Origin of the sequence: Microbacterium yannicii PS01 (genome assembly GCF_000304335.1) — a bacterium.
Taxonomy (GTDB): Bacteria; Actinomycetota; Actinomycetes; order Actinomycetales; family Microbacteriaceae; genus Microbacterium; species Microbacterium yannicii_A.
Window position 1 is genome coordinate 76465 of record NZ_CAJF01000008.1, and the last position, 25258, is coordinate 101722.

Consider the following 25258-nt stretch of genomic DNA (forward strand, 5'->3'; position numbering starts at 1 on the left):
CCGCAATGGCTCCTAGCTTGGATTCATGGCGAACGAACCGATCATCGAAGCGCGAGGCCTGACCAAGCGCTTCACCGTCAAGAAGAAGACCGTCGAAGCGGTCACCGATCTCACGTTCCAGGTCGCACGCGGCGAGCTCGTCGCGTTCCTGGGACCCAACGGCGCGGGCAAGTCCACCAGCCTGCGCATGCTGACCACCCTGATCCCGCCGACCTCGGGCACCGCGCGCGTCGTCGGCTTCGACATCCTGCGCCGACCTGCCGATGTGCGCGCACGCATCGGATATGTCGGCCAGCTCACGAGCGGAAGCTTCTCGCAGCGCGCCCGCGACGAACTGCTCAGCCAGGGCGCGTTCTACGGCATGAGCAAGGCGGCCGCCCGCACCCGGGCGGACGAGCTGATCGAGTCGCTGGACCTCTCGGGCTTCGCGAGTCGCTCGGTGCAGCAGCTGTCGGGCGGGCAGAAGCGCCGGCTCGACGTGGCTCTGGGACTCATGCACGCACCTCCGTTGATCTTCCTCGACGAGCCGTCCACGGGCCTCGACCCGCAGAGTCGCGCGAACCTGTGGCAGCACATTCTCGACCTGCGCGCGAAGTACGGCACGACGGTGTTTCTCACCACCCACTACCTCGAGGAGGCCGACCGCTACGCCGAGCGCGTGATGGTCATGGACAAGGGCCGTGTCATCGCCGATGACACCGCCACGCGTCTGAAGGCCGAGCTCGCCGGTGACCTCATCACGTTCGGCTTCGCCTCGGGGGCGGATGCCGAGCGGGCCGTCTCGGTCATCCAGGGGTTGACCGACCGCGAGGTGCGGCGCCAGGGCGACGACGCGGTGGTGCTCACCGCGCCGGAGGGCGACGCGCTGCTGCCGGCGGCCGTGCGAGCACTGGATGCGGCGGGGGTGCAGGTCGCACGGGCGACCGGAGTGCCGCCCACCCTCGACGACGTGTTCCTGGCCCTCACCGGCCGGACGCTGCGCGAGGCCGGCGAAGGTGAGCCGGTGGAAGAAGAGAAGTCCGCGGATGCCTCGGCCGACGCATCCCCACCCGTCGAAGCGGCGGCCGAGAAGACAGGAGCGAGCCGATGAGCGCGACGACCGAAACCACCTCACGTCCCGACACCGTCGTGCGGGTGAACCCCGCGCGCGACACCTGGAACGTGCTGACCCGTGAGCTCAAGCCGGTGGTGCGCGACCCGTTCACGCTGATCTTCAGCTTGGTGCAGCCGCTGATCTTCCTCGGGCTGTTCGCGCCGCTGCTGGTGGGCTCGTCGGGGCAGCCGGTGGGGGAGACACTGCAGTGGTTCGTTCCCGGCGTGCTCGTGATGATCGTGCTGTTCGGCACCGGCGCGACCGGATCGAACCTGCAGTACGAGATGATGACCGGGTCGCACGAGCGGACGCTCGTCGCACCGCTGGCGCGCTCGTCCCTCCTGGTCGGACGCGCGCTGAAAGAGATCGCACCGATCGTGGTGCAGGCCCTGATCATCGTGCTGATCGCGTGGCCCTTCGGCTTCTCGATCAATGTGGCCGGGCTCGTGATCGGGCTGACCCTGCTCGCGGTCTTCGGCGTCGGGCTCGGAGCCCTGTCGTACACGCTCGCCCTGAAGACCAAGGACCGCGAGTGGCTGTTCTGGGGAGTGCAGCAGACCCTCATCTTCCCGCTGCTGATCCTCTCGGGCATGCTCCTGCCGCTCGACGACGCCCCGAGCTGGATGCAGGCGGTCGCCACGGTGAATCCGATCAACTGGGTCGTGCAGGCGGAGCGCGCACTGCTCGCAGGCGACCTCGGCAACTCCGCGGTGATGTGGGGATGGGTGTCGGCGCTCGTGCTCGCGCTGCTCGGCCTGTGGGCCGGCATCCGCGCGATGCGCAAGAGCAGCTGAGCCCATCACCCGAAGCGGCGCCCGTCCCACCCCGGGACGGGCGCCGCTCGGGCGCGTCACGGCGGCAGTCCGGCGCGGCATTCCGGCGCGGCGCGCGGTCCTAGGATCAGAGGATGGCAACGGAGACACGGCGAGGCATCCTCGCCGTCGTCACCGGCATCGTCCTCCTCGCACTCGGCCTCGGAATCGCCGTCGTCGTGGGGGATGCCCTCGGGATCCGCACCGAGCCTGCGGCCCAGATGCAGCCCGCAACCGCGGTCGTGCCCGACATCGCCGAGGCCGTTCCGCCGCCAGAGATCGCGTCGCTCGATGTGCCGACCACGGAGCGGGTCGGCGTGGCCGTCGACGAGCTGCTCGACGCGGTCGCGGATGCGCCCGCACGCCGGGGTGCGGCATCCGTCACCGTCGTCCAGGCCGCCACGGCAGCCGCCGACCCGGCCGCCGACGGCTACACCCTCGAAGGGGATGCCGCGGCGCTGCGGATCGTCTCGGGATCCGAGACGGCGACCGTGCGGGCGATCTACGACCTCGCCGCACAGGTGCGCGCCGCCCGGCCCCTCGCCGAGCTGATCGGCGAGCACGAGCCCTCGCGACTGCCGCTGCGGATGACCGACCTCGGTGCGGTGGGCGTGACGCCCGATCCCGCGGCCTGGGAGACGGGCACCGACTACTCGCACGCGTCGAAGGCGTTCGCCGGCGTCTTCCAGTCCGAGGCGCCGTACATCGACGAGGCGGCGCTCGCCGAGGCGTACGGCGACTACGACGAGTTCCTGCGCCACTCGCTCGCGAACGGGTTCGACGCCGTCGCCTTCCCTGGCTTCGTCGAGTTCGTCACGTTCGACGACGCCCCCGGCGGGCCGGTATACGCCGACGGCGACGACCACCGCGCGAAGGCCCTCGCGCTGCGGGAGGCGTTCGGCCCGTTCTGGGAGCGTGCGGACGAGCTCGGGATGCAGGTCTTCCTGCGCACCGACATGCTGGCCCTCACCGGACCGCTCGAGAAGCATCTCGTCGAAGAATTCGGCTCGCTCGACACCGGGAATCCCGAGTTCTGGGACGTCTACACCGCCGGCCTCGACGAGCTCTACGACGCGGTGCCCGCGCTCGACGGCGTGCTCATCCGCATCGGCGAAGCCGGGCCCGTGTACGACGTGGGCGGGTGGGACTACTACTCGGCGCTCGAGGTGACCACGGTCGACGCCGTGCGCACGATGCTCGAGGCGTTCACGGGACAGGCCGAGGCATCCGATCGCGAGGTGATCTTCCGCACCTGGTCGGTGGGCGTCGGCGCCGTGGGCGACATGCACACCAACGCCGAGTCGTACGAGGCGGTGCTCGGCGGCATCGACTCGCCGGCGCTCATCGTGTCGACGAAGTACACGCTGGGCGACTTCTACACGTGGCTGCCCCTGAACGACACCCTCGAGCAGGGCTCGCAGCGGCGCATCGTCGAGCTGCAGAGCAGGCGCGAGTTCGAGAACTACGGCGCCTTCCCCAACGACCTCGGCGCGGAGTACCAATGGGCCCTGCAGCAGCTGCTCGCTGCGAACGAGCAGCTCGAGGGCGTCTGGGTGTGGACGCAGGACGGCGGACCTTGGCGAGCGGGCCCGATGTCGCTCTACCTCAAGGCCGGGTTCTGGCAGCTCTACGAGCTGAACACGCAGGTGGCGGCATCCCTCGCCCGCGACCCGTCCGTCGACGTCGCGGACGCCACCGCCGACTGGGCGCGGGAGTGGTTCTCGGACGACGCCGCGACCGTCGAGGCGATCGTGGAGGCGATGACGCACTCGCGCGAGGCGATCGCGCAGGGCATGTACATCGAGCCGTTCGCCGATCAGCGGGTGTTCGCGATCGGCCTCGAGCCGCCGCCCATGATGTGGATCTTCGAGTGGGACATCCTGACGGGCGACTCCGCCGTGCTCGACGTGGTGTACGCGATCGCGCGGGACTCCGAGGCGGGCATCGACGGCGCTCTCGCCGGCGGGGCAGAGGCGGTGGCCGCGGCCGAGCGCATGCGAGACATCGTGACGGCGACGATCCCCACGAGCTGGCGCTCGCCCGACATGCACGACGTGTTCGTCTCGACGCTGGACTACGAGGTCGACACGCTGCGGCTGCTCGCGGCGTACCGCGCGATGATCCTGCATCAGGGGGAGTGGCATGACACGCTCTCGCCCGAGGCGCATGCGGCCTGGGATGCGGATCGCGCCGCGTACGAGACGCTCGCGGCCGAGCACCTCGAACGGTACGAGGGCGACCTCGATCATCCGGCCTTCAATCTGACGGCGGCCGAGCTCGGCGTCGAGCGCGCGGAACGCGACGCCCTCATGGCGTGGCTCGCGCGCGTGCTTCTCGTGCTCGCCGGCGCCTGGGTGCTGATCGGCATGGTCGCCGCGCGCACGCGGCTGGTGCGCCGTCCGGGCGCCGCGGCGGCACGGGCGTCGTGGCTCGCCTCGACACGTCCGTGGCGGGCGCGCGAGTCCACGCTCGGGATGCTCGAGCTGGACCGCTGGCTGCTGCTCATCGTGCCGGCGGCGCTGCTGGTCGCCACCCGGGCTGTGCAGACCTCGTTCCTCTCGTGGACGCACCTGGCCGTCGTCTTCGGCGCGTGGGCGATGTTCGCGCTGGTGGTGCGGGCGTTCATCGGCCGGCGCTCGCCGTGGCCGGTGCTCGCCGCGGTCGGCGGAGTCGTGATGCTGCGGTGCATCGTCGCGCTGATCGGCCTCGCCTTCACCGGCCCCGGTGGATACTGGTTCGCCTTCTGGACCGACCCGGTGCTGCGCTCGATCTACATCACCGTGGCCGTGGCCCTGTTCGTCTGGGCCTTCGTCGCGGGCGGCTGGGCGCTGTCAGCCCAGTTCGGCGCCCGCCGCGCGACCGGATTCGTCCTGGCTGGGGTCGGCGCCGGGCTCGCCGTGCCGGCCGCGGTCATCGGCGTCATCGGGCTCGAGACGGCGCTGACGCTCTGGAACGACGAGATGGGCCTCCTGCCGTGGGGCCTGGCGCGCATCCTCGGGATCACCACGTACCTCGAGATCCCGGCCGAGACGCCGTGGATCGCCGCTGGGGCCGGGGCGGTGCTGCTCGTGGTCGGCGTGCTGCTGGCGGTGCCGTGGCGCAGGCGCCGGGCCGCGGCATCCGGCACCGACTGAGGGGAATCCGAGACGCTCGTTGCCGTGGGAGTCAGGCATCCGTGTCGAGGTCGGTGCCGGACCGGCGGCTGACGCCCCGGGCGGGTGTCGGCGTGGCGACCTAGACTTGGTGGGACATGACCGACGCCACCTCGACCGCGCGAGGCGCGGCCTCAACCGCTCGCCCCATCATCCTCGACGGCCACGCAGGGCCGCAGACCGGCGCGCGCCCTGACGAGGACCTGCTCGACGGGCTCAATCCGCAGCAGCGGGAGGCTGTGACCTATCGGGGGCAAGCCCTGCTGATCGTCGCAGGAGCGGGGTCGGGCAAGACGAGCGTGCTGACGCGCCGGATCGCGTCGCTGCTGCGCGGCCGCGAGGCGTGGCCGAGCCAGATCCTGGCGATCACGTTCACGAACAAGGCGGCGGGCGAGATGCGCGAGCGCGTCGCGCATCTGGTCGGCGACGCGGCGCGCGGCATGTGGATCTCGACCTTCCACTCCGCGTGCGTGCGCATCCTCCGTCGCGAGGCCGAGCAGTTCGGCTTCACGAAGGCCTTCACCATCTACGACTCGGGCGACTCGCGCGCGCTCATCAAACGGCTCGTCAAAGTGCACGAGGCCGACGCGTACGGACTCACTCCCGCCGCCACGCAGGGCAAGATCTCGAAGCTCAAGAACGAGCTGGCGGATGCCGAGTCCTACGCGCGTTCGGCGAACATGAACGATCCGGCCGAGCGGGTCTTCGTCGAGGTGTTCGGTGCCTACCAGCGCGAGCTGCAGCGCGCCAACGCGTTCGACTTCGACGACCTGATCGCGCAGACGGTGTTCCTGTTCCGCGCGTTCCCGCACGTCGCCGACGTCTACCGCCGTCGGTTCCGTCACATCCTCGTCGACGAGTACCAGGACACCAACCACGCCCAGTACGCGCTCATCCACGAGCTGACGCGTCCGATCGGCTCGGATGCCGAACCGCTCGCCGGCTCCGGCGGCATGATGATCTTCGACGCCGACCCGGCGGACGACCCCGACAAGGCGGGCGCCTCGCTCACGGTCGTGGGCGACTCGGACCAGTCGATCTACGCGTTCCGCGGTGCCGACATCCGCAACATCAGCGAGTTCGAGCGCGACTTCCCGGGCGCCAAGGTGGTGCTGCTCGAGCAGAACTACCGGTCCACGCAGAACATCCTGTCCGCCGCGAACGCCGTCATCAGCCACAACTTCGATCGCAAAGACAAGAGCCTGTGGACCGACGTCGGCGAGGGCGAGAAGATCATCGGCTTCACCGGGTACTCGCAGCACGATGAGGCGCAGTTCGTCGCCGACGAGATCGAAGTGCTGCGCCGCGCCGGCGTCGACTACTCGCAGATGGCGGTCTTCTACCGCACCAACTCGCAGTCCCGTGCGCTGGAAGAGATCTTCATCCGCTCCGCCCTGCCCTACAAGATCATGGGCGGGACGAAGTTCTACGAGCGCGCCGAGATCAAGGACGCGCTGGCCTACCTCGTGGCGGTGGCCAACCCGGCAGACGAGATGGCGATGCGACGCATCATCAACCGGCCGCGCCGGGGCATCGGCGACGTCACGATCGAGACCATCGCCCGCTACGCCGTCGACCAGCAGATCACCTTCCGCGACGCGCTCGCGAACTCGTCGGCACTCGGCGTCGGCCCGAAGATCCAGGCCGCCATCGCGCACCTCGACGCGGTGCTGGCCGAGGCGGCCGCGCTCATGCTCCCGCCATCGGGGGAACTCGCGCCGCCCACCGCGGTCGCCGAGGGACTGCAGCTCATGCTCAACAAGAGCGGCTACTACGACGCGCTGCGTGCGAGCAAGGACGCGCAGGACGAAGCGCGCATCGAGAACCTGGACGAGCTGGTGGCCGTGGCCAGGGAGTTCGCTCGCAACAACCCCGAGGGGACGGTGCTCGACTTCTTGACCGAGGTGGCGCTCGTCTCGGATGCCGACGACCTGGAAGACGCGTCGGGCTCGGTGTCGCTCATGACCCTCCACACGGCGAAGGGCCTCGAGTACGACGCGGTGTTCGTCACCGGCGTCGAGGAGGACCTGATCCCGCACCGGATCTCCGCCGGCGAGCCGGGCGGGCCGCAGGAGGAGCGCCGGCTCTTCTACGTCGGCATCACGCGCGCCCGCAAGCGCCTGTACCTCTCTCTCGCGATGACCCGCGCACAGTTCGGCGAGGTGACGGTCGCGATGCCCAGCCGGTTCCTTCAGGAGATCCCCAACGAGCTGCTGCACTGGCGCCAGTCGCCCGGCGACGTCAACTCCCGCGGCGGCACGCAGTCGCGGGCTCTCAACGCGCGCCGGCAGTCGGGGTCGGGCTTCGGCGGATCAGGGTCGGGCAACCGCTACGGCGACGACCTCGTGCCGCTCGCCCGCCGCGAACCTCGACAGGGTCAGGTACCGGGCGGGGGAATCGATCGGTTCGCCAACAAGATCCCCGCGAAGGTGCGTGACAACGGCGACCTCGAGCTGGCTCCCGGTGATCGCATCCGCCACGACGACTTCGGCGAGGGCCGGGTGGATGCCGTGACCGGAGAGGGCGCGAAGCGTGTCGCGCACGTGCGGTTCGACTCGGCCGGCCCGAAGAAGCTGCTGATCAAGATCGCGCCGATCGCCAAGCTGTGAGCACGGGCGCGGCGTCAGTCTGACGCCGCAGCGCCCGCGCGCTCGACCAGCAGGTGGTGGTGGGCGAGGCGGCGCAGCGCGAGCAGGACGGGCTCGTACAGCGCCGTACCGAGCACGGCGTATGTCACCGCCTGGTCGAGCTGCATCGACGCGACGGGCGCGACCTCCTCGGCGGCCACCCGACGCATCGCCTCGCTGTAGCGACGAAGGACGGTGGGCGAGGCATCCAGTCCCGTCCCTTCCAACGCACGCAGGGCCTCTTCGAGCTGCGCCACCGCGGTGAAGCCCGGGTCGTAGGTGAGACCGAGCTCGGCGATGGCGGCGCGGGCGCGCGGGTAGTCCGCGCGGTCGCCGTCGACGTAGGGAGGCAGGGCGCCGACCGCCCGTCCCAGGATCTCGAGCGGGTCGCCCACCGGGGCGTCCACCAGCGCGAGGATCTCGCGGACTCGCGCGAGCGGAAGCCCTCGGACGTCGGCCAGAGCGGCGATCAGACGGAGGCGCGACAGATGCTCGTCGCCGTAGTCGGCGCTTGTGGCAGACGTGGCCTCACCCCGCGGAAGCATCCCCTCGCGGATGTAGAACTTGACCGTCGCCACGGGCACGCCGCTCAGCTCGGCGAGCTGCGAGATCTTCATCCGGCCCTCCATGGTCTTGCGGTAGATACTATGACTATCCAATACTGGAGAGTAACGCTATCTAGATGGAGGTCATCATGGACCCGGTCCTCACGATCATTGCGGGGGCGGCAATCCTCACCGTCATCGGCATCATGTCGGGCGGCACCTTCCTGCTGCGCATCGCCGCCGGGGGCACGCCGTTCAACGGGCTGCAGAAGACGTTCTTTCGAGCCGGCCACGCCCACGCCGGCGTCCTCGTGATCCTCGGGCTCGTCAGTCTGCTGCTCACCTCTGCCGCCGGTACAGCGGTCGTGTGGCAGTGGGCATCCGTCGGCGTCCTCGCCAGCGCCATCCTCATTCCCGGTGGATTCTTCCTCTCCGTCCTGGGGCGCGATCCGGAGCGGCCCGGCCGAGCGATCGCCCTGCTCTGGACGGGCGTGGTGGTGCTCGCGGCATCCCTCCTCGCCGTAGGCGTCGGCGTCATCGCGGCGGGCGTCTCGGCGCTCGGCTGAGATCGCGCGTACCGAACTCCGGATCATCGAGCGGCCCCGTGCACTCCAGTCCCGGAATCCCGTGGCTCGACCCGGCGTCCGCGTCGTTTCGTCCGGAGTTGGGTACACCCGAAGCGGCAAGGGCGTCGGGTTAGGCTCGGACAATGGCCTTGTTCTCGCGCCGACCGAAGAAGCCTGCAGAGTCTCTCGAGGAGGCGTCCCGCCCGGAGGTCGCGGAGGAGGCGCCTCAGCCGGCCGCCGAGTCCGCGGGCAGCACGGCGTCCGAAGCCCCCGCGGCACCCGGGGCCTCCGTGGATGCGGATCCGGGCTCGGGCTCCGATGCCGGCGGCGCCTCGACCGGTGATGCCCCGCCCGGTGGCACCTCGAACAGCGAGGCCTCGGCCGATGGCGCCCCGACCGGTGATGCCCCGCCCGCAGCTGCGAGCGTCCCGATCTCGGTGTCGACGTTCGGCGGTCTCGGGGCCACGAGCCCTGGCGCCACGACGACCACCGGATCGCAGGCGCCGACGAACGCCCCCGCCCGCCCGCGCGGCCCGCGCGCCGACACCCAGGTCGCACCGCCGGCGAGCGAGACCGTGCCCGGCCTGCGCGACAACGTCCTGCTGCGGGACGCGCTGGCACGGATGGCCGATGGTCCGCAGTCTCAGGCCCTGCTCGATGTCACGCGCCAGCTGCTGCAGGGGCACGTCTTCCTGCGGGTCAAGGGTGACGCGCGCTCGCTCCTGGCCGAGGGCAAGGATCTTCCGCTCGCCGTCGCGACGGCCGGCGACCGCACCTTCGCTCTGGTCTATTCGAGCGGCGCTGCGCTTCAGGCCAGCCTGCTCGCCGACGGCGACGCCGGCACATCGGCCATGGGGCAGCCGGTTCCCTCGATGCTGCGCCACGTGCTCGCCGGGAAGTACGACGGCATCATCATCGACCACGCGTCGGCTCCGGCCCGCGCGGTGCTGCCGAAGGAGCTGCTGCAGAAGGTCGTCGAGCAGTCCGACCCGCAGCTGACCGTCAAGACGCTGCTCGCAGGGGAGCGCACCCCGGCGACAGCGGCCGCGGTCGCCGACGCTCTCACCAAGGCGCCGCTCTGGGTGGCCGTGGGCAAGACCGCGGGCGGCAAGCCCGGGCTGGCCGAGGGGAGGACTCCCGACGGAAGCCGGTACCTCGAGGTGTACTCGCACCCGCTGGAGGTCGCCGTGGTCGGCCGCGGAGACAACGCCGCGCCGGTCACCGGAGCTCAGCTCGCGAAGGCGCTGAGCGGCGATGCGGCACTGAGCGGGGTGGTCGTCGACCCCGCCGGGCCGTGGATCCGCCTGACCCGCAGCGAGCTCGCGCCGGTGCTCGCGCTGGCCGGCTGAACTCCCGACCGATCCGCTGAGGGGTTGACGCATGGCTGTCGGCAGCTATCGTATTCAACATAGACGTTGATAAACGGAGATGTTGATCATGAACGACGAACACCTCGATCGAGCTTTTGTCGCCCTCGGCGATCCGGTTCGACGCGCGATGATCGCGCGGCTGAGTCGCGGCCCGGCGACGGTGGGGGAGCTGGCCGAGCCGTTCGCCATCACGATGCAGGCCGTCTCCCGGCACATCCGTGTACTCGAAGACGCCGGACTGGTGACCCGCTCGCGCGATGCGCAGCGGCGCCCGGTGCACCTCGACGCCGCCGCGCTCGAACAGCTCACTGCCTGGATCGACCGGTACCGCCTCGAGGCCGAGCGCGCGTACCGCCGGCTCGACGGCGTGCTCGCGGCCGCGGCATCCCTCCCCGACAAGACCCCTCGCAACACCCACCCCCGCACGAAGGAGAAGGAATCATGAGCAACCCGCTGGTCATCGACGCCGTCCCGGGGACGACGTACGCCGACATCACGCGCGAGTTCGATGCCCCGGTCGAGGCGCTGTTCCGCGCCCACGCCGATCCCGAGCTGTACGTCCAGTGGATCGGGCCGAACGAGGAGACCACCGTCGTCACCCACTGGGACTTCCGCAGCGGCGGCGGCTACCGCTTCGAGCAGACCGACTCGGACGGCAGCGTCTACGCGTTCCGCGGCGTGTTCCACACCGTCCGCGAGAACGAGCTGATCGTCCAGACCTTCGAGTTCGAGGGCTGGCCGGACGAAGTGAGCATGGACACGATCCGCTTCGAAGCGCTCGAGGGCGGACGCTCCCGGCTCGTCGATCGCAGCGTGTTCCCCAGCCCCGAGGTGCTCGAGAACATGGTCGCATCGGGCATGGAGCGCGGCATGCGCGAGGGGTACGAGAAGCTCGACGCACTGCTCGCCGGGGAGGGCTGAGCCATGGGCAAGGTCGTGGTGGCGGCTTCCGCCTCCCTCGACGGGTTCGTCGCCGACACCGTCGACGATCCGGGCCCGCTCTTCGACTGGTATCAGGCCGGCGACGTCGAAGTGACCAATGCCGGCGACCTCCCGCCCTTCCACCTCACCGAGGCCAGCGCCGAATACTGGCGCGGCTGGACTGGAGCGCTGGGGTGCCTGGTCGTCGGCCGGCATCTGTTCGACATCACCGACGGCTGGCGCGGCGTGCATCCGCTCGGCGTGCCGTTCGTCGTCGTGACCCACGAGCCTCCCACCGACTGGTCGTACGCCCACACGGGCAACGCCCATTTCGTGACGGAGGGTGTGGAGGCGGCCGTCGCGAAGGCGCAGCAGCTCGCCGGTGACAGGACCGTCGGGGTCGCCGCCGGGATCCTGGCGGGTCAGGCGCTCGCCGCAGGACTCGTCGACGAGGTCGCCATCGATCTCGTGCCCGTCGTGCTCGGCGAGGGTCACCCCTACTTCGCCGGCATCGATCCCGCAGCAGTGGCACTCGGCGACCCGACCGTCGTGATTCCCAGCACGCGGGTGACGCACATGGTGTTCCCGGTCGTGAAGTGATCGTCCGGCGGCGGCTCGTGGGCGCGGGGTCGGGACCTCTGATCCCGCGTGTTGCCGTCGGCGTATCGAGCAGAGCCTCCGGTCTTGTGGCCACTGTCGCCGTACCCCGCTAGCGTCGGACCATGGCGTCGGAGCGCATCACCCTGACCGTGCCCGGTCCGGACGGAGACCGCGAGATCGGGCTGTCGAGCCCGAACCGCGTGATCTGGCCCGAACTCGGGATCACCAAGCACGAGCTGGCCGAGTACCTCATGGCTGTCAGCACGCCTTTCGTCGGGGCGAACGGTGACCGGCCGGTGTCGCTCGAGCGATTCCCCGATGGTGTCGAGGGCGAGAAGTTCTACTCCAAGAACCCGCCCAAGGGTGCACCGTCGTTCGTCGAGGCCCGGACCGTCACCTACAACAGCGGGCGACGGCATCCGCAGATCATCCTCACCGAGATCGCGACCGCGGTGTGGGCCGTCCAGATGAACACCATCGTGTTCCACCCGTGGGCGTCCCTGACGGCGAACACCGACAACCCCGTCGAGCTCCGCATCGACCTCGACCCGCAGCCGGGGACCGATTTCGCGGATGCCGCAGCCGTCGCGCCGGCATTGCGCGAGGTCCTCGCCGAGGCGGGGCTGACGGCGTTCCTCAAGACGAGCGGCAATCGCGGCATCCATGTGTTCTGCCCGATCGAGCCGACGCACGAGTTCCTCGACGTGCGGCACGCCGTGATCGCCGCCGGTCGCGAGCTCGAGCGGCGCCTGCCCGACAAGGTCACCATGAACTGGTGGAAGGAGGAGCGCGGCGAGCGCATCTTCATCGACTTCAACCAGGCCAACCGCGACCGCACGATGGCGGGCGCCTACAGCCCACGCGCGCTGCCGGGTGCGACCGTGTCGACACCGGTCACCTGGGATGAGCTCGAGGCCGGGGTCGATCCCGCCGCCTTGACGGTCCGCACGGTGCCACAGCGCCTCGCCGACGTCGGCGACCCGTGGGCCGACCTGCTCGGTGCGCCTGGCCGCATCGACACGCTTCTGGAGTGGTGGCAGCGCGACCTCAATGACGGTCTCGGCGAGCTGCCCTTCCCTCCCGACTTCCCGAAGATGCCGGGCGAGCCGCCGCGCGTGCAGCCGAGCCGGATCAACCCGGAGAACTGGCCCAAAGAGAGTTAGCCGGCAGGCAGCTCGTTCACCAGGGCCATGGCCAGGGCGAGCACCGACACCGTCATGACGCCCCAGCTTCCCCGCGGGTCGTCGGAGGCGATCTCGGAGGCGATCACGACGACGGCGTCCTTCTCCGGGTGGACGACGATCACGGTGCCGCCGGTGCCACGGGTGAGGAAGATCCCCGCCTCGTCGTTGACGCCCCATCCGTAGCCGACGAACGGCGAGATGGCGCTGCGGGTCTCGACGATCGGCCAGGTGGCCTGGCTCACCCACTCGGCCGAGACGACCGGCTGGTCGTTCCAGTGGCCGTCGTCGAGGAACAGCTGGCCCAGCCGCAGCAGGTCGGTGGGACGCAGCCGCAGCGAGTCACCGCCGATGTTGACGCCGCTCGGGTCGGCGGGCCACGCGATCGGCGCATTCTCGTACTCCCGCAGGAGGTCGCCGAGATCCGCGTCGACGTCGGGCGGCAGCGACTTCTGCCACGCGCCTTCCGTGTCGATTCCGATGGGATCGAAGAGCTTCTGCCTCGCATACGTCAACGGCGACATGCCTGTCGACTCCGCGACGACGCCGGCCAGCACGTGCGCGCCTTCGTCCGAGACGCCGTACTCGTCGCCCGGACCCCGCGCAGCCCGATCCTCGAGGACGGCTCCGACCCAGTCGGTCTTCTCGTCGAAGTCGACCGTCTCGCCGCGAGCCGGGAAGTTGGCGGTATGGGTCATAAGCTCGTGCAGGGTCAGGCTCTCGGTCTCGGGCGTCAGCACGTCGCGATGGGCGGGAAGCGCCTCGTCGAGCGTGACGTCGACTCCCTCGATGAGTCCCTCGTCGATCGCGATCCCGACCAGGGTCGACGTGACGGTCGCCGTGATCTCGCGGACGTCCCACGCCTCGTCAGCCGCCGCGTCGCGGTACTCCTCGAAGACGAGGTCGCCGTGCTGCGACACCAGGATCGCGCGCACCGCCTCCTCGCCCTGCACGACGGCGAAGACCTTCTCGAGTTCGGCGTCGATCAGCTCGGAGGGTCCGGGAGCCGGCGTCCCGACGCACGCCGTCACCGCGCAGGCGCAGGCGACGGCCATGCCCGCTCCCGCGATCCGCAGGAGGATGCGACGGTCGAGGCGCGCCATGTGGAGCCTCCGTCAACGCTGACCCTGTGGCGGCACGGTACACCCCCGCGGCCCGCGCGGCCAGGGGGCAGCGAGAGCCGCGACTCAGCTCACGTCACGAGGACATCGGCGAGGTCGTACGCCGCGACGACCTCGAGCTGCTCGTACGTGCACGAGCTCGGATCGCGGTCGGGCCGCCAGCGCTCGAACTGCACCGTGTGACGGAAGCGCCAGCCCTCGAGCTGGTCGTACCGCACCTCGAGCACGCGCTCGGGCCGCAGCCGGACGAACGACGAGTCGGCGCGGCCGGCCTGGAAACGCGACTTCTCACCCTCGCCGCGCAACGCCGTGCCGTCCTCGTCGCGCTCGACGAGCGGCGCGAGCTCGTCGATGAGCTCCAGGCGCCGCGCATTGCTCCAGGCCGCGACACCGCCGACCGGGTACAGCGTGCCGTCTTCGCCGTAGAGCCCCACGAGCAGCGATCCCACGCCCTGACCGGACTTGTGGATGCGGTAGCCGAGCGCGACGACGTCGGCGGTGCGCGCGTGCTTGATCTTGAACATGGTGCGCTTGCCGGGTGCGTAGGGCTGGTCCACCGGCTTGGCCACGACGCCGTCGAGCCCGGCGCCCTCGAACTCGGCGAGCCAGCGGCGCGCGAGGTCGGCGTCGTCGGTCGTGCGCGTGACATGCACCGGATCGGGGACGTCGCGCAAGAGGTCGACGAGCGCTGCGCGGCGCTCGGCGAACGGCGCGGACTGCAGATCGCGGTCGCCGACAGCCAGCAGATCGAAGGCGATGAACATCGCCGGGGTGGTCTCGGCGAGCATGTTGACGCGGGACGCCGCGGGGTGGATGCGCTGCGACAGCGACTCCCAGTCGAGCCGCCGCCGGCCGTCGCGGTCGACCGGGACCACGATCTCGCCGTCGAGCAGGCACGGCTCGGGAAGAAGGCGTGCGAACGCGTCGACGAGCTCGGGGAAGTAGCGCGTGAGCGGCTTCGCGCCGCGCGAGCCGATCTCGACGTTCTCGCCGTCCCACGAGATCAGTGCGCGGAAGCCGTCCCACTTCGGCTCGTAGCTCAGCCCGCCCGGGGCTTTCGCCGCATCGGGGACGTCCGGCACGGACTTCGCGAGCATCGGCGCGGGGATGTCGTACGGCATGGGGTCCATCCTGCCGTGGGCCGTCGACACCGTACAGCCCGGCCAAGGGCGAACCGGTGCTGTCCGGGTTCGGCGGGTTCGCGGCATCCGGAAGCTGCGAACCCCGGACCCTAGCAACCGGTGCTCGCCGCGCGGTGAGTTCGCGGGGCAGTTCGGGCGGGCATGGCGGGTCGGATGCCACGGCATCTGCCCTTCGAGCGTCCGGGGAAGCGTCTGCCGTGCGTTCGCGGGGCAGTTCGGGCGGGCATGGCGGGTCGGATGCCACGGCATCTGCCCTTCGAGCGTCCGGGGAAGCGTCTGCCGTGCGTTCGCGGGGCAGTTGGATTGGGTATGGCGGGTCGGATGCCGCGCCACCTGCCCCTCGAACGCCTGGGGAGACGCGCCGACGAGCGCGCTACGCCTCGATCGGGTGCTTGGGCCGCGCCCAGCGGGCGGGCATGTCGGGGCCGTCCCACACCTGGACCGCACCCCACGCCGCCGCGGCGATCGGCACCGCGAGGACCGCGCCGACGATGCCGCCGAGGACGGTGCCGACGGTCAGGGCGACCAGGATGACGAAGGCGTGCAGCTTCATCGAGCGGCCCATGAGGACGGGCTGGAGGAAGTTGCCCTCGAGCTGGTTCACGAGCACGACGACGCCGACGACGATCAGCGCGATGAGCGGCCCGTTGGCGACCAGCGCCACGAGCGCCGCGATGATGCCGGCCACCGTGGCGCCCACGATCGGGATGAAGGCGAGCAGGAAGACGAGCACCGCCAGGGGGATCGCGAGCGGGACCTGCAGGATGAGCAGGCCGATGAGGATGCCGACCGCGTCGACGAACGCGACGGTGGCCGTGCCGCGCACGTACGAGCCCAGGACGCCCACGGTCTTGTCGCCGATGCGGCGGGCGCGGACGTAGTTGCCGCCGCGGAAGGGACGCAGCAGGAACTCCCACATCTGCGGCCCGTCCTTGAGGAAGAAGAAGAGGATCGTGACCATCAGCACGAAGCCGGTCACGAAGTTCGCGACGGCGCCGACGCCGGCCAGCGCTCCCGAGCCGAACTGCGCGCTCGTGACGAAGTCGGTGGCGGTGGCGACCCACTCGTCGATCTGATCGGGCCGGAGGAAATCGAACGGCAGCGTCTGGATCCAGGCCACCACGTCTTGGAAGCCCTGCTCGGCCTGCGAGTACAGCTCGTCCCACTGGTTGCGCACAGCCCACACGATGAGCCATCCGAGCAGGCCGAGGATCACGACGATCGCCAGCAGCGTGATGATGGTCGCGAGCACGGCGGGGACGCCGCGCCGCCTCATGAATCCCATCACCGGCGCGAACGCGCACGCCAGGATCAGCGCGATCACGAGCGGGATGGTCACGAGTGTCAGCTGCTGGATCGTGAAGATGACACCGGCGGCGACCGCGACGACGACGATGATCTGGATGGCGCGGATGCCGAGCTTGCCGAACCCGTCAGCCCACAGGCTCCAGGGCGCCCGCGTCGCGCGAGGCTCGACGTCGTGCGATTCGAGGCGCACGGTCTGCGGGTCGTTGCGGAACAGTCCCATGAGCCGAGGCTAGAGCGGGCTGTTCGGATCCCCTGCAGGCTTGCCGCGGGGGCTTGCAACCGCTAGGCGAAGGCGCTCATCCCCGTGATGTCGCGGCCGATGAGCAGTGCTTGCACGCTCTCGGTGCCCTCGTAGGTGTGGATCGCCTCGATGTCGGCCATGTGCTGCATGACGCCGTTCTCGAGCAGGATGCCGTTGCCGCCGAGCATGTCGCGCGCGACGGCGGCGACGCGGCGAGCGGCACGGGTGTTGTGGTACTTCGCGAGCGAGGCCTGCGTCGGACGCAGCTCGCCGCGCGTCTCGAGGTCGGCCATCCAGCGGCAGTACAGCTGCATCGCGGTGAGCTCGTCGAGCATCTGCGCGAGGCGCTCCTGCACCATCTGGAACCTGGCCAGCGGCTTGCCGAACTGGATGCGCTGCTGCGAGTAGGCGAGTGCGGCCTCGTAGCAGGCGGTGGCGTGGCCGAGGGCCGACCACGCGACACCCGAGCGCGTCGAGTACAGGACGGTCGAGGCATCCTTGAACGTCTTCGCGCCCGGCAGGACGGCGTCGAACGGCACGCGCACGCCGTCGAGCACGATGTGGGCCTGGTGGATGCCGCGGAGCGAGGCCTTGCCGGCGATCACGGTGCCGGTGTAGCCCGGGGTCTCCTGCTCGACGAGGAAGCAGCGGACCGCCCCGTGGTGCGGGTCGTCCGGAGCATCGACGCGGGCCCATACGAACGTGATGCCGCCCGAAGCGCCGTTGCCGATCCACTTCTTGGCGCCGTCGAGCACCCAGTCGCCGGTCCCTGAGCCTGTCGAAGGGTCGCGACGGGCCACCGTCTCGAGCGAGACCGAGTCCGACCCGTGGTCGGGCTCGGTGAGGGCGAAGGATGCCGGAACCTCGCCGCGCGCGACGGGCTCGAGCCAGCGCTGCTGCTGTTCGTCGCTGCCGAAGAGCGCCAGCGTGCGCAAGGCGAGTCCGCCCTGGACCGCTAGCACTGTGCCGAGGGATCCGTCTCCGCGCGAGATCTCCATGTTCACCAGGCCCGCGGCCAAGGGGGAGAGGCGCGTGAGAGCGGGGTGGTCGATGCCGTCGGTGAAGAGGTCGAAATCGCCCATACGCATGGCGAGCTCGAGCGGGTAGTCCGCGGCATTCCACGCGTCCTGCATGCGCGTGCCGACCTCGTCGATGTAGGACTGCGCACGCTCCCACGCGGCGCGGTCTGCCGCCGGGATGTCGGCGAACACCGCGTAGTAGTCGGTGCCGCGCCGCGTGGTGACGTCATAGCCCTCGACGCTCTGACCGGGGCGGGGCTGGAATGCGGTCATGGCGGGCTCCTTCGGACGCGAACGGGTGTTCTGCTCGATTCTAGTGGAACTCAATACCGCCCGACATAGGACTGAGTCTCACCTGCCCGGCCGATTGTCCTTGGAGCGGAACCGAGGTGCCGAAGCGGCGGAGGAGATGTGCAGGGCTGGAGGGCGATTCCGGTCCGAACTCCCTCCCTTTGGGCACATCTCCTCCGTTCCTGTCCTCGACAGGCGCCGAGGGGGTCGCGCGGGTGACGGACGCCACGGACGCCGCGGACGCCGGATGGCGGTGACGGATGCCGCAGCCGGTCTGCTACGGTGGGGAAACCGACCAGCCGGTATGTCACGCAAGGAGGCGCCATGACCCTGGGCAGATTCGACCGAACGGTCTCGCTCGTCACGGGCGCCAGCCGCGGCATCGGCTTCGCCATTGCGCGCCGCCTGGTCGACGAGGGCGGGTCCGTCGTCATCACCGGGCGCAAGCAGGACGCGCTCGACGCCGCGGTGGCGGAACTGGGCGCGACGGCCTCCGCGGTCGCGGGTCGCGCCGACGACGCCGATCACCGCGCCGCGGTCTTCGCCCACATCGCCGAGCGCCATGGGCGTCTGGACCACCTCGTCAACAACACCGGGATCAACCCGGTCTACGGGCCGCTCGTCGACATCGAGGCCGAGGCGGCCCGCAAGATCCTCGAGGTCAACGTCGTGGCCACGCTCGACTGGACCCGCGCGGCGCTCGCCGCCGGTCTGTCGCGATCGGTGGTGAACATCGCCTCGGTGGCGGGTCTGGGTGCCAGCCCCGGCATCGCCTTCTACGGCATCTCGAAGGCCGCACTCGTGAACCTCACGATGCAGCTGGCGTACGAGCTGGCTCCGGGCATCCGCGTGAACGCCGTGGCGCCGGCCGTGGTGAAGACCGCCTTCGCTCGTGCCCTCTACGAAGGCCACGAAGAAGAGGCGTCCGCTGCGTACCCGCTCCGCCGCCTCGGCGAGGTCACCGATGTCGCCGGTCCGGTCGCGTTCCTCCTGTCGGACGACGCCGCCTGGGTCACGGGCCAGACCCTCGCCATCGACGGCGGCGCCGGCATCCGTCCCCTGCTGTGAGCCGGTGCCGCGCCGGTTCGAGTGAAAGATGAAGGCATGAAGGATTCCCACGTCGCCGACGACGTCACCCGCGCGGCCGTCGACCTGTTCGCCCGCCAGGGGTACGCGAACACCAGCGTGCAGCAGATCGTCGAGGCCGCCGGCGTCACCAAGGGCGCGATGTACCACTACTTCGAGTCCAAGGACGATCTGCTCTTCGGCATCTACGAGAAGCTGCTCAGCCTGCAGAAGGCGCACCTCGACCAGATCATCGCGCGCGGCGGCTCGGTCGACGACGTGCTGCGCGCCGTCTGCGTCGATGTGCTCGAGACGTCGATCGACCACATGCAGGAGGGCGCGGTGTTCTTCCGAAGCCTGAACATGCTGTCGGCGCCGCGCCAGCAGGAGGTCACCCGGCGGCGACGGGGGTACCACGACGAGTTCGCCGAGCTGATCTCGCGCGGCCAGTCCGAGGGGCTCTACCGCACCGACATCCCGGTCGCGATGCTCGTCGCCCACTTCTTCAGCGACGTGCACTACCTGTCGCACTGGTACTCGCCCGAAGGCCCCGAGAACAAGACGCTCGTCGCCGAGCAGCTCACCGACCTGTTCCTATCCAGTCTGAGGAGAACGGATGCCGCACACTAACGTCACCGCCGATGCCCGTGCCGCCGCCACCGAGAGCGCGCCGGTTCCGGCCGAGATGCGCGCGTGGCGCGTGACCGCACTCGGCGAGCCGGCCGACGCGCTCTCGCTCGACCGCGTGCCCGTTCCCGCCCCCGGCGCCGGCGAGGTGCTGCTGAAGGTCGCCGCCGTGGCGGCGAACTTCCCCGACGTGCTGCTGTGCCGCGGTGAGTACCAGGTCAAGCCCGAGCTTCCCTTCACGCCGGGCATCGAGCTGACCGGCACCGTGGTCGCCCTCGGCCCGGACGTGTCGGGCGTGGCGGTGGGCGACCGGGTGGTCGGCTCGAAGATCGGCGTGCTGTCGGAGTACGCCGTGGTCCCGGCGTCCGATGTCTGGGCGGCCCCCGCCTCGCTCTCGGACGTCGAGGCGTCGGGCCTCACCGTGGCCTACCAGACGGCGTGGTTCGGTCTGCACCGTCGAGCGTCGCTGCGCTCGGGCGAGTGGCTGCTCGTGCACGCCGCCGCCGGCGGCGTCGGTCTGGCGGCCGTGCAGCTGGGTGTCGCCGCGGGCGCTCGCGTCGTCGGCGTCGTGGGTTCGGAGGCCAAGGCCGCGGTCGCACGCGAAGCGGGCGCCGAGGTCGTGCTCGTCCGAGGGACGGACGACATCGTCGCGGCGGTGAAGGCTGCGACCGCAGGTCACGGGGCCGACGTCGTGTTCGACCCCGTCGGCGGGGCGGCGTTCGACGCCTCGACCAAGTGCGTCGCCTTCGAGGGCCGCATCATCGTCGTCGGCTTCGCCGGCGGCACCATTCAGGCGCTTCCCGCGGGTCACGTGCTCGTGAAGAACTACTCCGTCGTGGGACTGCACTGGGGCCTCTACCCTCGGGTGCGCCCCGACCTCATCGACGACGCCCGCGCCGAGCTGACCCGACTCGCAGACGAGGGAACCCTGCGACCCGTGGTCGATCGCGTCGTGCCGTTCGACGACGCTCCCGCCGCCCTGACCGCGCTCGCGGGCGGTTCGACCGTCGGCCGCGTCGTGATCCAGGTCGACGCATGAGCGACCGGTTCGCGTTCGACGGTCGGGTGGCCCTCGTGACGGGAGGGGCGCGGGGGATCGGCGCAGCCACCGTGCGTGCCCTTCATGGCGCGGGGGGCGACGTGGTCGTCGCCGACGTCGGGGACGCGCGAGGTGACAAGCTCGCCGAGGAGCTCGGTGACCGCGTGCGCTTCGTGCACCTCGATGTCACCGACGAGAAGGCGTGGGATGCCGCCATCGCGTCCACTCTCGAGAGCTTCGGCTCGCTCGACGTGCTCGTCAACAACGCCGGCATCGCCAATGCGGCGCCGATCGAGCACATGACCACCGAGAAGTGGAACGCCGCGATCGGCGTCAACCTCACCGGCGTCTTCTTCGGCTGCCGTGCCGTGGTGCCGGTGATGAAGGCCCAGTTCGCGGAATCCGGGCGGGGCGGCTCGATCGTCAACGTCTCGTCGGTCGACGGCATGCGCGGAAGTCCCGGCGTCCACGCGTACACGGCGTCGAAGTGGGGCGTGCGCGGGCTAACGAAGTCTCTCGCCGTCGAGCTGGGACCGTCCGGCATCCGCGTCAACTCCGTGCATCCGGGCTTCGTGCGCACGCCGATGACCGCGCGCATCGATCCCGAGAATCTCGACATCCCCCTCGGCCGACCGGGAACGCCGGACGACATCGCCGGAACCATCGTGTTCCTCGCCTCGGACGCATCGGCGTTCACGAGCGGCGCCGAGCTCGTCGTCGACGGCGGCATGATCGCCGGCATCCCGCACAAGTAGCACCCGCGCCGCCCGCGAGAGGGCACCGTCCCGCAGCAGAGGTCTTTCCGCTCGCCGTCCCTCCCGGCGAGGGGGCTTCTCGCGCGTGGCGCCGGTCGGACGCTCGTCAAGCTCGCCGAACGTGCGCGAACTGAGCCTTCAGAGACGACTGCAACAGGAACATACCGCCCGGTCGGTTTCTCGTGTACAGTGAGGTCACCCGACACGAAGAGGTGCCGATGTACGCAAGATCCGCTCCCGCCGAGAGTGCTCCCGCACGCCTCGACGTCGCCGAACTCGGGGTCGCCTTCGGCGGCCTCACCGCCGTCGACGACGTCTCGTTCGATGTGCGGCCGGGCGAGGTCGTGGCGCTCATCGGACCGAACGGCGCCGGCAAGACCACCGTCTTCAACGCCGTGTGCGGGCTGGTGCGGTGGCGCGGCGCGATCGCGATCGACGGCGCACCTGCGCCCCGCCGTACCGCCGCGCTGACCGCGCGCGGCGTCTCGCGCACGCTGCAGGGACTCGGGCTATTCGCCGGGCTCACGGTGCGCGAGAACGTCGCGGTCCCCGTCGCGAGCCGCCGCGACGCCGCCGGCCTCGTCGACGCTCAGCTGGCGGCGCTCGACCTGTCGGCCCTCGCCGATCGCCCGGTCGCCGCCCTGCCCTACCCCGACCGCAAGCGCGTCGCGCTCGCCCGGGCTCTCGTGAGCGCGCCGCGGCTGCTGCTGCTCGACGAGCCGGCGGGCGGGCTCGGCGCCGATGACATCTCTGGTCTCGACCGGATCGTTCGCGACGTCGCCGCCACCGGATGCGCGGTGCTCCTGGTGGAGCACCACGTCGACTTCGTCATGGGGCTCGCCGACCGCATCGTCGTGCTGGACTTCGGGCGCGTGATCGCGCGCGGCACGCCGTCCGAGGTGCGCACCGATCCGCGCGTCGAAGAGGCCTACCTCGGCGTGAAGGCGACGGCATGAGCACCGCGAGCCTGCCCACCCCCACGCCGACCCGCGCCGGCGCCCTCGAGATCGACGAACTGACCGTCGGCTATGGCGGCGCGCCCGTCCTCCACGGCGTCTCGTTCACGCTCGAGCCCGGCGAGGTGGTCGCGCTGCTCGGAGCCAACGGCGCCGGCAAGACGACGCTGCTGCGGGCGCTCGCAGGACTGGTGCCCGCGGCATCCGGAACCATCGCACTCGACGGCGACGACCTCGCGCCGCTGCGGACCGAGGACCGCGCCCGCCGCGGCGTCGCGCTCGTGCCCGACGGGCAGAGCGTCGTCGCCGAGCTCACGGTCGACGAGAACCTGCGGCTCGGGGCGCTCTGGCGCCACCGCGGCGCCGCGCGCGAACGTGCGGTCTCCGGCATCTACGAGCTGTTCGAGCCGCTCGCCCGGCGACGCGGCAGCGCCGGACACCAGCTCTCGGGCGGGGAACGCCAGATGCTCGCCCTCGGGCGCGCGCTCATCGCCGAGCCGACCCTGCTCGCCCTCGACGAGCCGTCCCTCGGGCTCGCGCCGCTCGTGGTCGCCCACCTCATGGGCACGCTGCGCGACGCCGCCGCGAGCCGCGGATTGACGGTGCTGCTCGCCGAGCAGAACGTCACCAGCGCGCTGTCGATCGCCGACCGCGGCGTCGTGCTCGACCTCGGCCGTGTCGTCGCCGACGCTCCCGCGGCGGCCCTGGCAGCCGACGATACCCTCCGCCACGCCTACCTGGGATTCTGATGGACCGACTTCTCTTCCTCCTCGCCACCGGACTCGCCCGCGGCGCGATCTTCGCGCTGTTCGCGCTGTCGCTGGTGCTGATCTGGCGCGCGGCCCGCATCGTGAACTTCGCGCAGGGCGCCATGGCGCTCGTGGCCACCTATGTCGCATTCGCGATCACCGGATTCACCGGCTCGTACTGGGCGGGGCTGGCCTCGGGCCTGCTCGCGGGGGCGACGATCGGCTTCGCCGTCGAGCGCGGCGTCATGCAGCACGCCCCGCACAGCAGTCCGCTGTCAGGGGTCATCGTGGCGATCGGACTCGTGATGGTGCTGCAGTCGCTGCTCGGCATCCTGTTCGGGGCGCAGTACCGGCCGATGCGTGCGCCGTTCGACGACAGCCCGATCGTGGTCGGCGGTGTGCCGCTGCTCTCGCCGTACGACCTGTTCGTGCTGGCCGTCGCCCTCGTGGTGATGGTGGGGCTCGCGGTGCTGTTCACTCGCACCTCGCTCGGTCTGCAGCTGCGCGCCTCGGCGTTCGCGCCGGAGGTCTCGCGCGTGCTGGGGGTGCGGGTGAACCGCATGGTGACGATCGGGTGGATGCTGTCGGCCGCGGTCGCCGCACTGGCCGCGATGCTCCTCGTGCCGACGGAGCTCGGGCTCAATCCCCACGCGACCGACATGCTCTTCGTCTACGCCTTCGCCGTCGCGGTGGTGGGCGGGCTGGACTCGCCGGTCGGGGCGCTCCTCGGCGGCCTCGTCGTCGGCGTCGCGATGACGCTCGTCACCGGCTACCTCGGGGCGACCGTCGCTCCGATCGGCGTGCTGGTGCTGCTGGTCGCCGTGCTGCTCGTGCGGCCGGGCGGGATCTTCTCGATGCGAGAGGCGCGAAGCGCATGACCCGGCTGCTTCCGCGGCTTCGCGGCATCCCGCGCACGCTCGTCTTCGGGGCGGTGCTCACCCTCCTCGTCCTCGGCGGCACGTTCCTGCTCGATCCCTATCGCAACTTCCAGCTCGCCACGGTCGCCGCCTACTTCTGCGCCGCCGCCGGGCTCACGATCCTCATCGGCCACAGCGGTCAGCTCTCACTCGGGCACGCCGCGCTCATGGCCGCGGGCGGTTACGGCTACGCCCTCACGGCGAACGCGATGACGGATGCCGGGATCGACGGCATCCCTCGCTTCCTGCTCGGCATGCTCGGCGCCCTCGTCGTCTCGGGTGCGCTGGGCTGGCTGCTGGGGCTCGCGGCCGCCCGGCTGCGAGGACCGTACCTCGCGGGCGTCACACTCGCGCTCGTGATCGCCGTGCCCGCGGTGGCGGCCGTCTTCTCCGGCGCGCTGCGCGGAGACCAGGGGCTGCAGATCGCGTACGACGGCGTGCCGCCCGTGCTCGAGCGGCTCATCGCCGTCGAGCAGTGGCAGGCGTGGGTCGCGATCCTCGTCGCCGGCGTGGTCGTCACCGCCCTCGCCGCGCTCGCGCGCGGCCGGCTCGGGCTGCACATGCGCGCCGTACGCGATGACGAGACCGCCGCCCGGCTGAACGGCGTGCGCGCCGGGCGCGTCAAGGTCACCGCGTTCGGCGTGAGCTCGCTCGCCGCCGGCGCCGGGGGAGCGGTGCTCTGCTTCGTGACCCAGTCGGTGAGCCCCGGGGCCTATACCCTCGCGTTCTCGCTGCTGCTGGTGGTCGCGGTCGTCCTCGGCGGGCTCGGCAGCATCGGCGGCGCTGCGATCGGCTCGGTGCTCATCGTCGTGCTTCCCTGGCTGCTCTCGACCGCGGTGTCGGCGATCCCACTGCCGGCCGAGATCGAGCAGCGCCTGTCGGGCAACCTGTCCGTCCTCGTCTTCGGTGCCCTGCTCATCGTCGTCATGCTCGCGTGGCCCGGCGGGCTCGCCAGCCTGCGCCGCCGCCGCTCCCACCCCCGTCCACGCTCCGGCGCCGCCGAGAAGGGCGACTCCCGCGGCTCGACGCGGACTGAGTCCACCCTCTCGCGTGATGTCGATGCCGGATCGGTGGATGCCCGCGGTGCGGACGCCGAGCCGCGGCATCCGGAGCCCGCTCTTGCCACTCCCTCCGCACCCCCACCACAGAGAAAGAGGTGAC

General features: G+C 70.8%; 23 protein-coding genes. 18 read left to right on the plus strand and 5 right to left on the minus strand.

The features are described 5' to 3' along the window. Positions 1-25: 25 nt before the first annotated feature. From WYM_RS06395 to WYM_RS06410, 4 genes are all read left to right on the plus strand, one after another. On the plus strand, positions 26-1090 hold the full coding sequence (locus WYM_RS06395; RefSeq protein ID WP_019179997.1) for an ATP-binding cassette domain-containing protein: 1065 nt from the start codon (positions 26-28) through the stop codon (positions 1088-1090). Next, on the plus strand, positions 1087-1887 hold the full coding sequence (locus WYM_RS06400) for an ABC transporter permease (protein ID WP_019179998.1): 801 nt from the start codon (positions 1087-1089) through the stop codon (positions 1885-1887). Before WYM_RS06395 ends, WYM_RS06400 begins: the two co-directional genes overlap by 4 nt. 113 nt (positions 1888-2000) lie before the next feature. Further along, positions 2001-5039, plus strand: coding sequence for a hypothetical protein (locus WYM_RS06405; protein WP_019179999.1), 3039 nt, complete (start codon positions 2001-2003; stop codon positions 5037-5039). Positions 5040-5155: 116 nt separating this feature from the next. After that, the gene (locus WYM_RS06410) at positions 5156-7666 is read left to right on the plus strand and encodes an ATP-dependent helicase (RefSeq protein ID WP_019180000.1); all 2511 of its coding nucleotides are present in this window, start codon (positions 5156-5158) and stop codon (positions 7664-7666) included. Between the two features lie 14 nt (positions 7667-7680). Here WYM_RS06410 and WYM_RS06415 read toward each other — a convergent pair whose 3' ends face one another. After that, the gene (locus tag WYM_RS06415) at positions 7681-8301 is read right to left on the minus strand and encodes a MerR family transcriptional regulator (protein WP_019180001.1); all 621 of its coding nucleotides are present in this window, start codon (positions 8299-8301) and stop codon (positions 7681-7683) included. 65 nt (positions 8302-8366) lie between these two features. Here WYM_RS06415 and WYM_RS06420 point away from each other — a divergent pair, with 65 nt between their 5' ends. The 6 genes from WYM_RS06420 (at position 8367) to ligD (ending at position 12849) form a co-directional block, all read left to right on the plus strand. Continuing rightward, positions 8367-8795 carry a hypothetical protein gene (locus tag WYM_RS06420; protein ID WP_019180002.1) on the plus strand — a complete coding sequence of 143 codons (429 nt, stop codon included), beginning with the start codon at positions 8367-8369 and terminating at the stop codon, positions 8793-8795. A gap of 143 nt (positions 8796-8938) precedes the next feature. Further along, on the plus strand, positions 8939-10144 hold the full coding sequence (locus WYM_RS19465; RefSeq protein WP_051008080.1) for an SseB family protein: 1206 nt from the start codon (positions 8939-8941) through the stop codon (positions 10142-10144). Positions 10145-10232: 88 nt separating this feature from the next. Continuing rightward, the gene (locus WYM_RS06430; RefSeq protein WP_040569127.1) at positions 10233-10610 is read left to right on the plus strand and encodes an ArsR/SmtB family transcription factor; all 378 of its coding nucleotides are present in this window, start codon (positions 10233-10235) and stop codon (positions 10608-10610) included. After that, a complete protein-coding gene (locus WYM_RS06435; RefSeq protein WP_019180004.1) occupies positions 10607-11086 on the plus strand; it encodes an SRPBCC family protein in 480 nt (159 codons plus the stop codon). The genes WYM_RS06430 and WYM_RS06435 overlap by 4 nt, the downstream gene beginning before the upstream one ends. A 3-nt stretch (positions 11087-11089) precedes the next feature. After that, the gene (locus WYM_RS06440; protein WP_019180005.1) at positions 11090-11686 is read left to right on the plus strand and encodes a dihydrofolate reductase family protein; all 597 of its coding nucleotides are present in this window, start codon (positions 11090-11092) and stop codon (positions 11684-11686) included. 122 nt (positions 11687-11808) lie between these two features. After that, complete coding sequence (gene ligD, locus WYM_RS06445; RefSeq protein WP_019180006.1) at positions 11809-12849, plus strand: non-homologous end-joining DNA ligase; 1041 nt, start codon at positions 11809-11811, stop codon at positions 12847-12849. On the opposite strand, the gene WYM_RS06450 is transcribed toward ligD, so the two are convergent. From WYM_RS06450 to WYM_RS06465, 4 genes are all read right to left on the minus strand, one after another. Further along, entirely contained in the window at positions 12846-13970 is a 1125-nt protein-coding gene (locus WYM_RS06450) for a serine hydrolase domain-containing protein (protein WP_019180007.1), read from the minus strand. The genes ligD and WYM_RS06450 overlap by 4 nt on opposite strands. An 89-nt stretch (positions 13971-14059) precedes the next feature. Beyond that, entirely contained in the window at positions 14060-15109 is a 1050-nt protein-coding gene (locus tag WYM_RS06455; protein WP_019180008.1) for an ATP-dependent DNA ligase, read from the minus strand. Positions 15110-15503: 394 nt separating this feature from the next. After that, entirely contained in the window at positions 15504-16658 is a 1155-nt protein-coding gene (locus tag WYM_RS06460; protein WP_019180009.1) for an AI-2E family transporter, read from the minus strand. A 62-nt stretch (positions 16659-16720) separates the two neighbouring features. Beyond that, positions 16721-17971 (minus strand): acyl-CoA dehydrogenase family protein, encoded by a 1251-nt coding sequence (locus WYM_RS06465; protein ID WP_019180010.1) that lies wholly within the window; start codon positions 17969-17971, stop codon positions 16721-16723. 342 nt (positions 17972-18313) lie between these two features. Between WYM_RS06465 and WYM_RS06470 the strand changes: the two genes are divergently transcribed. The 8 genes from WYM_RS06470 to WYM_RS19470 all read left to right on the plus strand — a co-directional run bounded on the left by WYM_RS06470 (position 18314) and on the right by WYM_RS19470 (position 25257). Then, on the plus strand, positions 18314-19057 hold the full coding sequence (locus WYM_RS06470) for an SDR family oxidoreductase (protein ID WP_019180011.1): 744 nt from the start codon (positions 18314-18316) through the stop codon (positions 19055-19057). 36 nt (positions 19058-19093) lie between these two features. Next, positions 19094-19684, plus strand: coding sequence for a TetR/AcrR family transcriptional regulator (locus tag WYM_RS06475; RefSeq protein WP_019180012.1), 591 nt, complete (start codon positions 19094-19096; stop codon positions 19682-19684). Further along, positions 19671-20720, plus strand: coding sequence for an NADPH:quinone oxidoreductase family protein (locus WYM_RS06480; protein WP_019180013.1), 1050 nt, complete (start codon positions 19671-19673; stop codon positions 20718-20720). Before WYM_RS06475 ends, WYM_RS06480 begins: the two co-directional genes overlap by 14 nt. Continuing rightward, on the plus strand, positions 20717-21475 hold the full coding sequence (locus WYM_RS06485) for an SDR family NAD(P)-dependent oxidoreductase (RefSeq protein WP_019180014.1): 759 nt from the start codon (positions 20717-20719) through the stop codon (positions 21473-21475). Before WYM_RS06480 ends, WYM_RS06485 begins: the two co-directional genes overlap by 4 nt. A 218-nt stretch (positions 21476-21693) precedes the next feature. Beyond that, positions 21694-22431 carry an ABC transporter ATP-binding protein gene (locus tag WYM_RS06490; RefSeq protein WP_026059617.1) on the plus strand — a complete coding sequence of 246 codons (738 nt, stop codon included), beginning with the start codon at positions 21694-21696 and terminating at the stop codon, positions 22429-22431. Then, positions 22428-23180: an ABC transporter ATP-binding protein gene (locus WYM_RS06495; protein ID WP_019180016.1), complete on the plus strand. Its 753-nt coding sequence runs from the start codon at positions 22428-22430 to the stop codon at positions 23178-23180. Before WYM_RS06490 ends, WYM_RS06495 begins: the two co-directional genes overlap by 4 nt. Beyond that, complete coding sequence (locus WYM_RS06500; RefSeq protein ID WP_019180017.1) at positions 23180-24058, plus strand: branched-chain amino acid ABC transporter permease; 879 nt, start codon at positions 23180-23182, stop codon at positions 24056-24058. The genes WYM_RS06495 and WYM_RS06500 overlap by 1 nt, the downstream gene beginning before the upstream one ends. After that, positions 24055-25257, plus strand: a complete 1203-nt coding sequence (locus tag WYM_RS19470) for a branched-chain amino acid ABC transporter permease (protein ID WP_019180018.1) — start codon at positions 24055-24057, stop codon at positions 25255-25257. Before WYM_RS06500 ends, WYM_RS19470 begins: the two co-directional genes overlap by 4 nt. Position 25258 lies beyond the last annotated feature (1 nt).

Coding starts and splice junctions, on each gene's coding strand:
- WYM_RS06395 (WP_019179997.1), top strand. CDS start 26: ATGGCGAACGAACCGATCATCGAAGCGCGAGGCCTGACCAAGCGCTTC.
- WYM_RS06400 (WP_019179998.1), top strand. CDS start 1,087: ATGAGCGCGACGACCGAAACCACCTCACGTCCCGACACCGTCGTGCGG.
- WYM_RS06405 (WP_019179999.1), top strand. CDS start 2,001: ATGGCAACGGAGACACGGCGAGGCATCCTCGCCGTCGTCACCGGCATC.
- WYM_RS06410 (WP_019180000.1), top strand. CDS start 5,156: ATGACCGACGCCACCTCGACCGCGCGAGGCGCGGCCTCAACCGCTCGC.
- WYM_RS06415 (WP_019180001.1), bottom strand. CDS start 8,301: ATGAAGATCTCGCAGCTCGCCGAGCTGAGCGGCGTGCCCGTGGCGACG.
- WYM_RS06420 (WP_019180002.1), top strand. CDS start 8,367: ATGGAGGTCATCATGGACCCGGTCCTCACGATCATTGCGGGGGCGGCA.
- WYM_RS19465 (WP_051008080.1), top strand. CDS start 8,939: ATGGCCTTGTTCTCGCGCCGACCGAAGAAGCCTGCAGAGTCTCTCGAG.
- WYM_RS06430 (WP_040569127.1), top strand. CDS start 10,233: ATGAACGACGAACACCTCGATCGAGCTTTTGTCGCCCTCGGCGATCCG.
- WYM_RS06435 (WP_019180004.1), top strand. CDS start 10,607: ATGAGCAACCCGCTGGTCATCGACGCCGTCCCGGGGACGACGTACGCC.
- WYM_RS06440 (WP_019180005.1), top strand. CDS start 11,090: ATGGGCAAGGTCGTGGTGGCGGCTTCCGCCTCCCTCGACGGGTTCGTC.
- ligD (WP_019180006.1), top strand. CDS start 11,809: ATGGCGTCGGAGCGCATCACCCTGACCGTGCCCGGTCCGGACGGAGAC.
- WYM_RS06450 (WP_019180007.1), bottom strand. CDS start 13,970: ATGGCGCGCCTCGACCGTCGCATCCTCCTGCGGATCGCGGGAGCGGGC.
- WYM_RS06455 (WP_019180008.1), bottom strand. CDS start 15,109: ATGCCGTACGACATCCCCGCGCCGATGCTCGCGAAGTCCGTGCCGGAC.
- WYM_RS06460 (WP_019180009.1), bottom strand. CDS start 16,658: ATGGGACTGTTCCGCAACGACCCGCAGACCGTGCGCCTCGAATCGCAC.
- WYM_RS06465 (WP_019180010.1), bottom strand. CDS start 17,971: ATGACCGCATTCCAGCCCCGCCCCGGTCAGAGCGTCGAGGGCTATGAC.
- WYM_RS06470 (WP_019180011.1), top strand. CDS start 18,314: ATGACCCTGGGCAGATTCGACCGAACGGTCTCGCTCGTCACGGGCGCC.
- WYM_RS06475 (WP_019180012.1), top strand. CDS start 19,094: ATGAAGGATTCCCACGTCGCCGACGACGTCACCCGCGCGGCCGTCGAC.
- WYM_RS06480 (WP_019180013.1), top strand. CDS start 19,671: ATGCCGCACACTAACGTCACCGCCGATGCCCGTGCCGCCGCCACCGAG.
- WYM_RS06485 (WP_019180014.1), top strand. CDS start 20,717: ATGAGCGACCGGTTCGCGTTCGACGGTCGGGTGGCCCTCGTGACGGGA.
- WYM_RS06490 (WP_026059617.1), top strand. CDS start 21,694: ATGTACGCAAGATCCGCTCCCGCCGAGAGTGCTCCCGCACGCCTCGAC.
- WYM_RS06495 (WP_019180016.1), top strand. CDS start 22,428: ATGAGCACCGCGAGCCTGCCCACCCCCACGCCGACCCGCGCCGGCGCC.
- WYM_RS06500 (WP_019180017.1), top strand. CDS start 23,180: ATGGACCGACTTCTCTTCCTCCTCGCCACCGGACTCGCCCGCGGCGCG.
- WYM_RS19470 (WP_019180018.1), top strand. CDS start 24,055: ATGACCCGGCTGCTTCCGCGGCTTCGCGGCATCCCGCGCACGCTCGTC.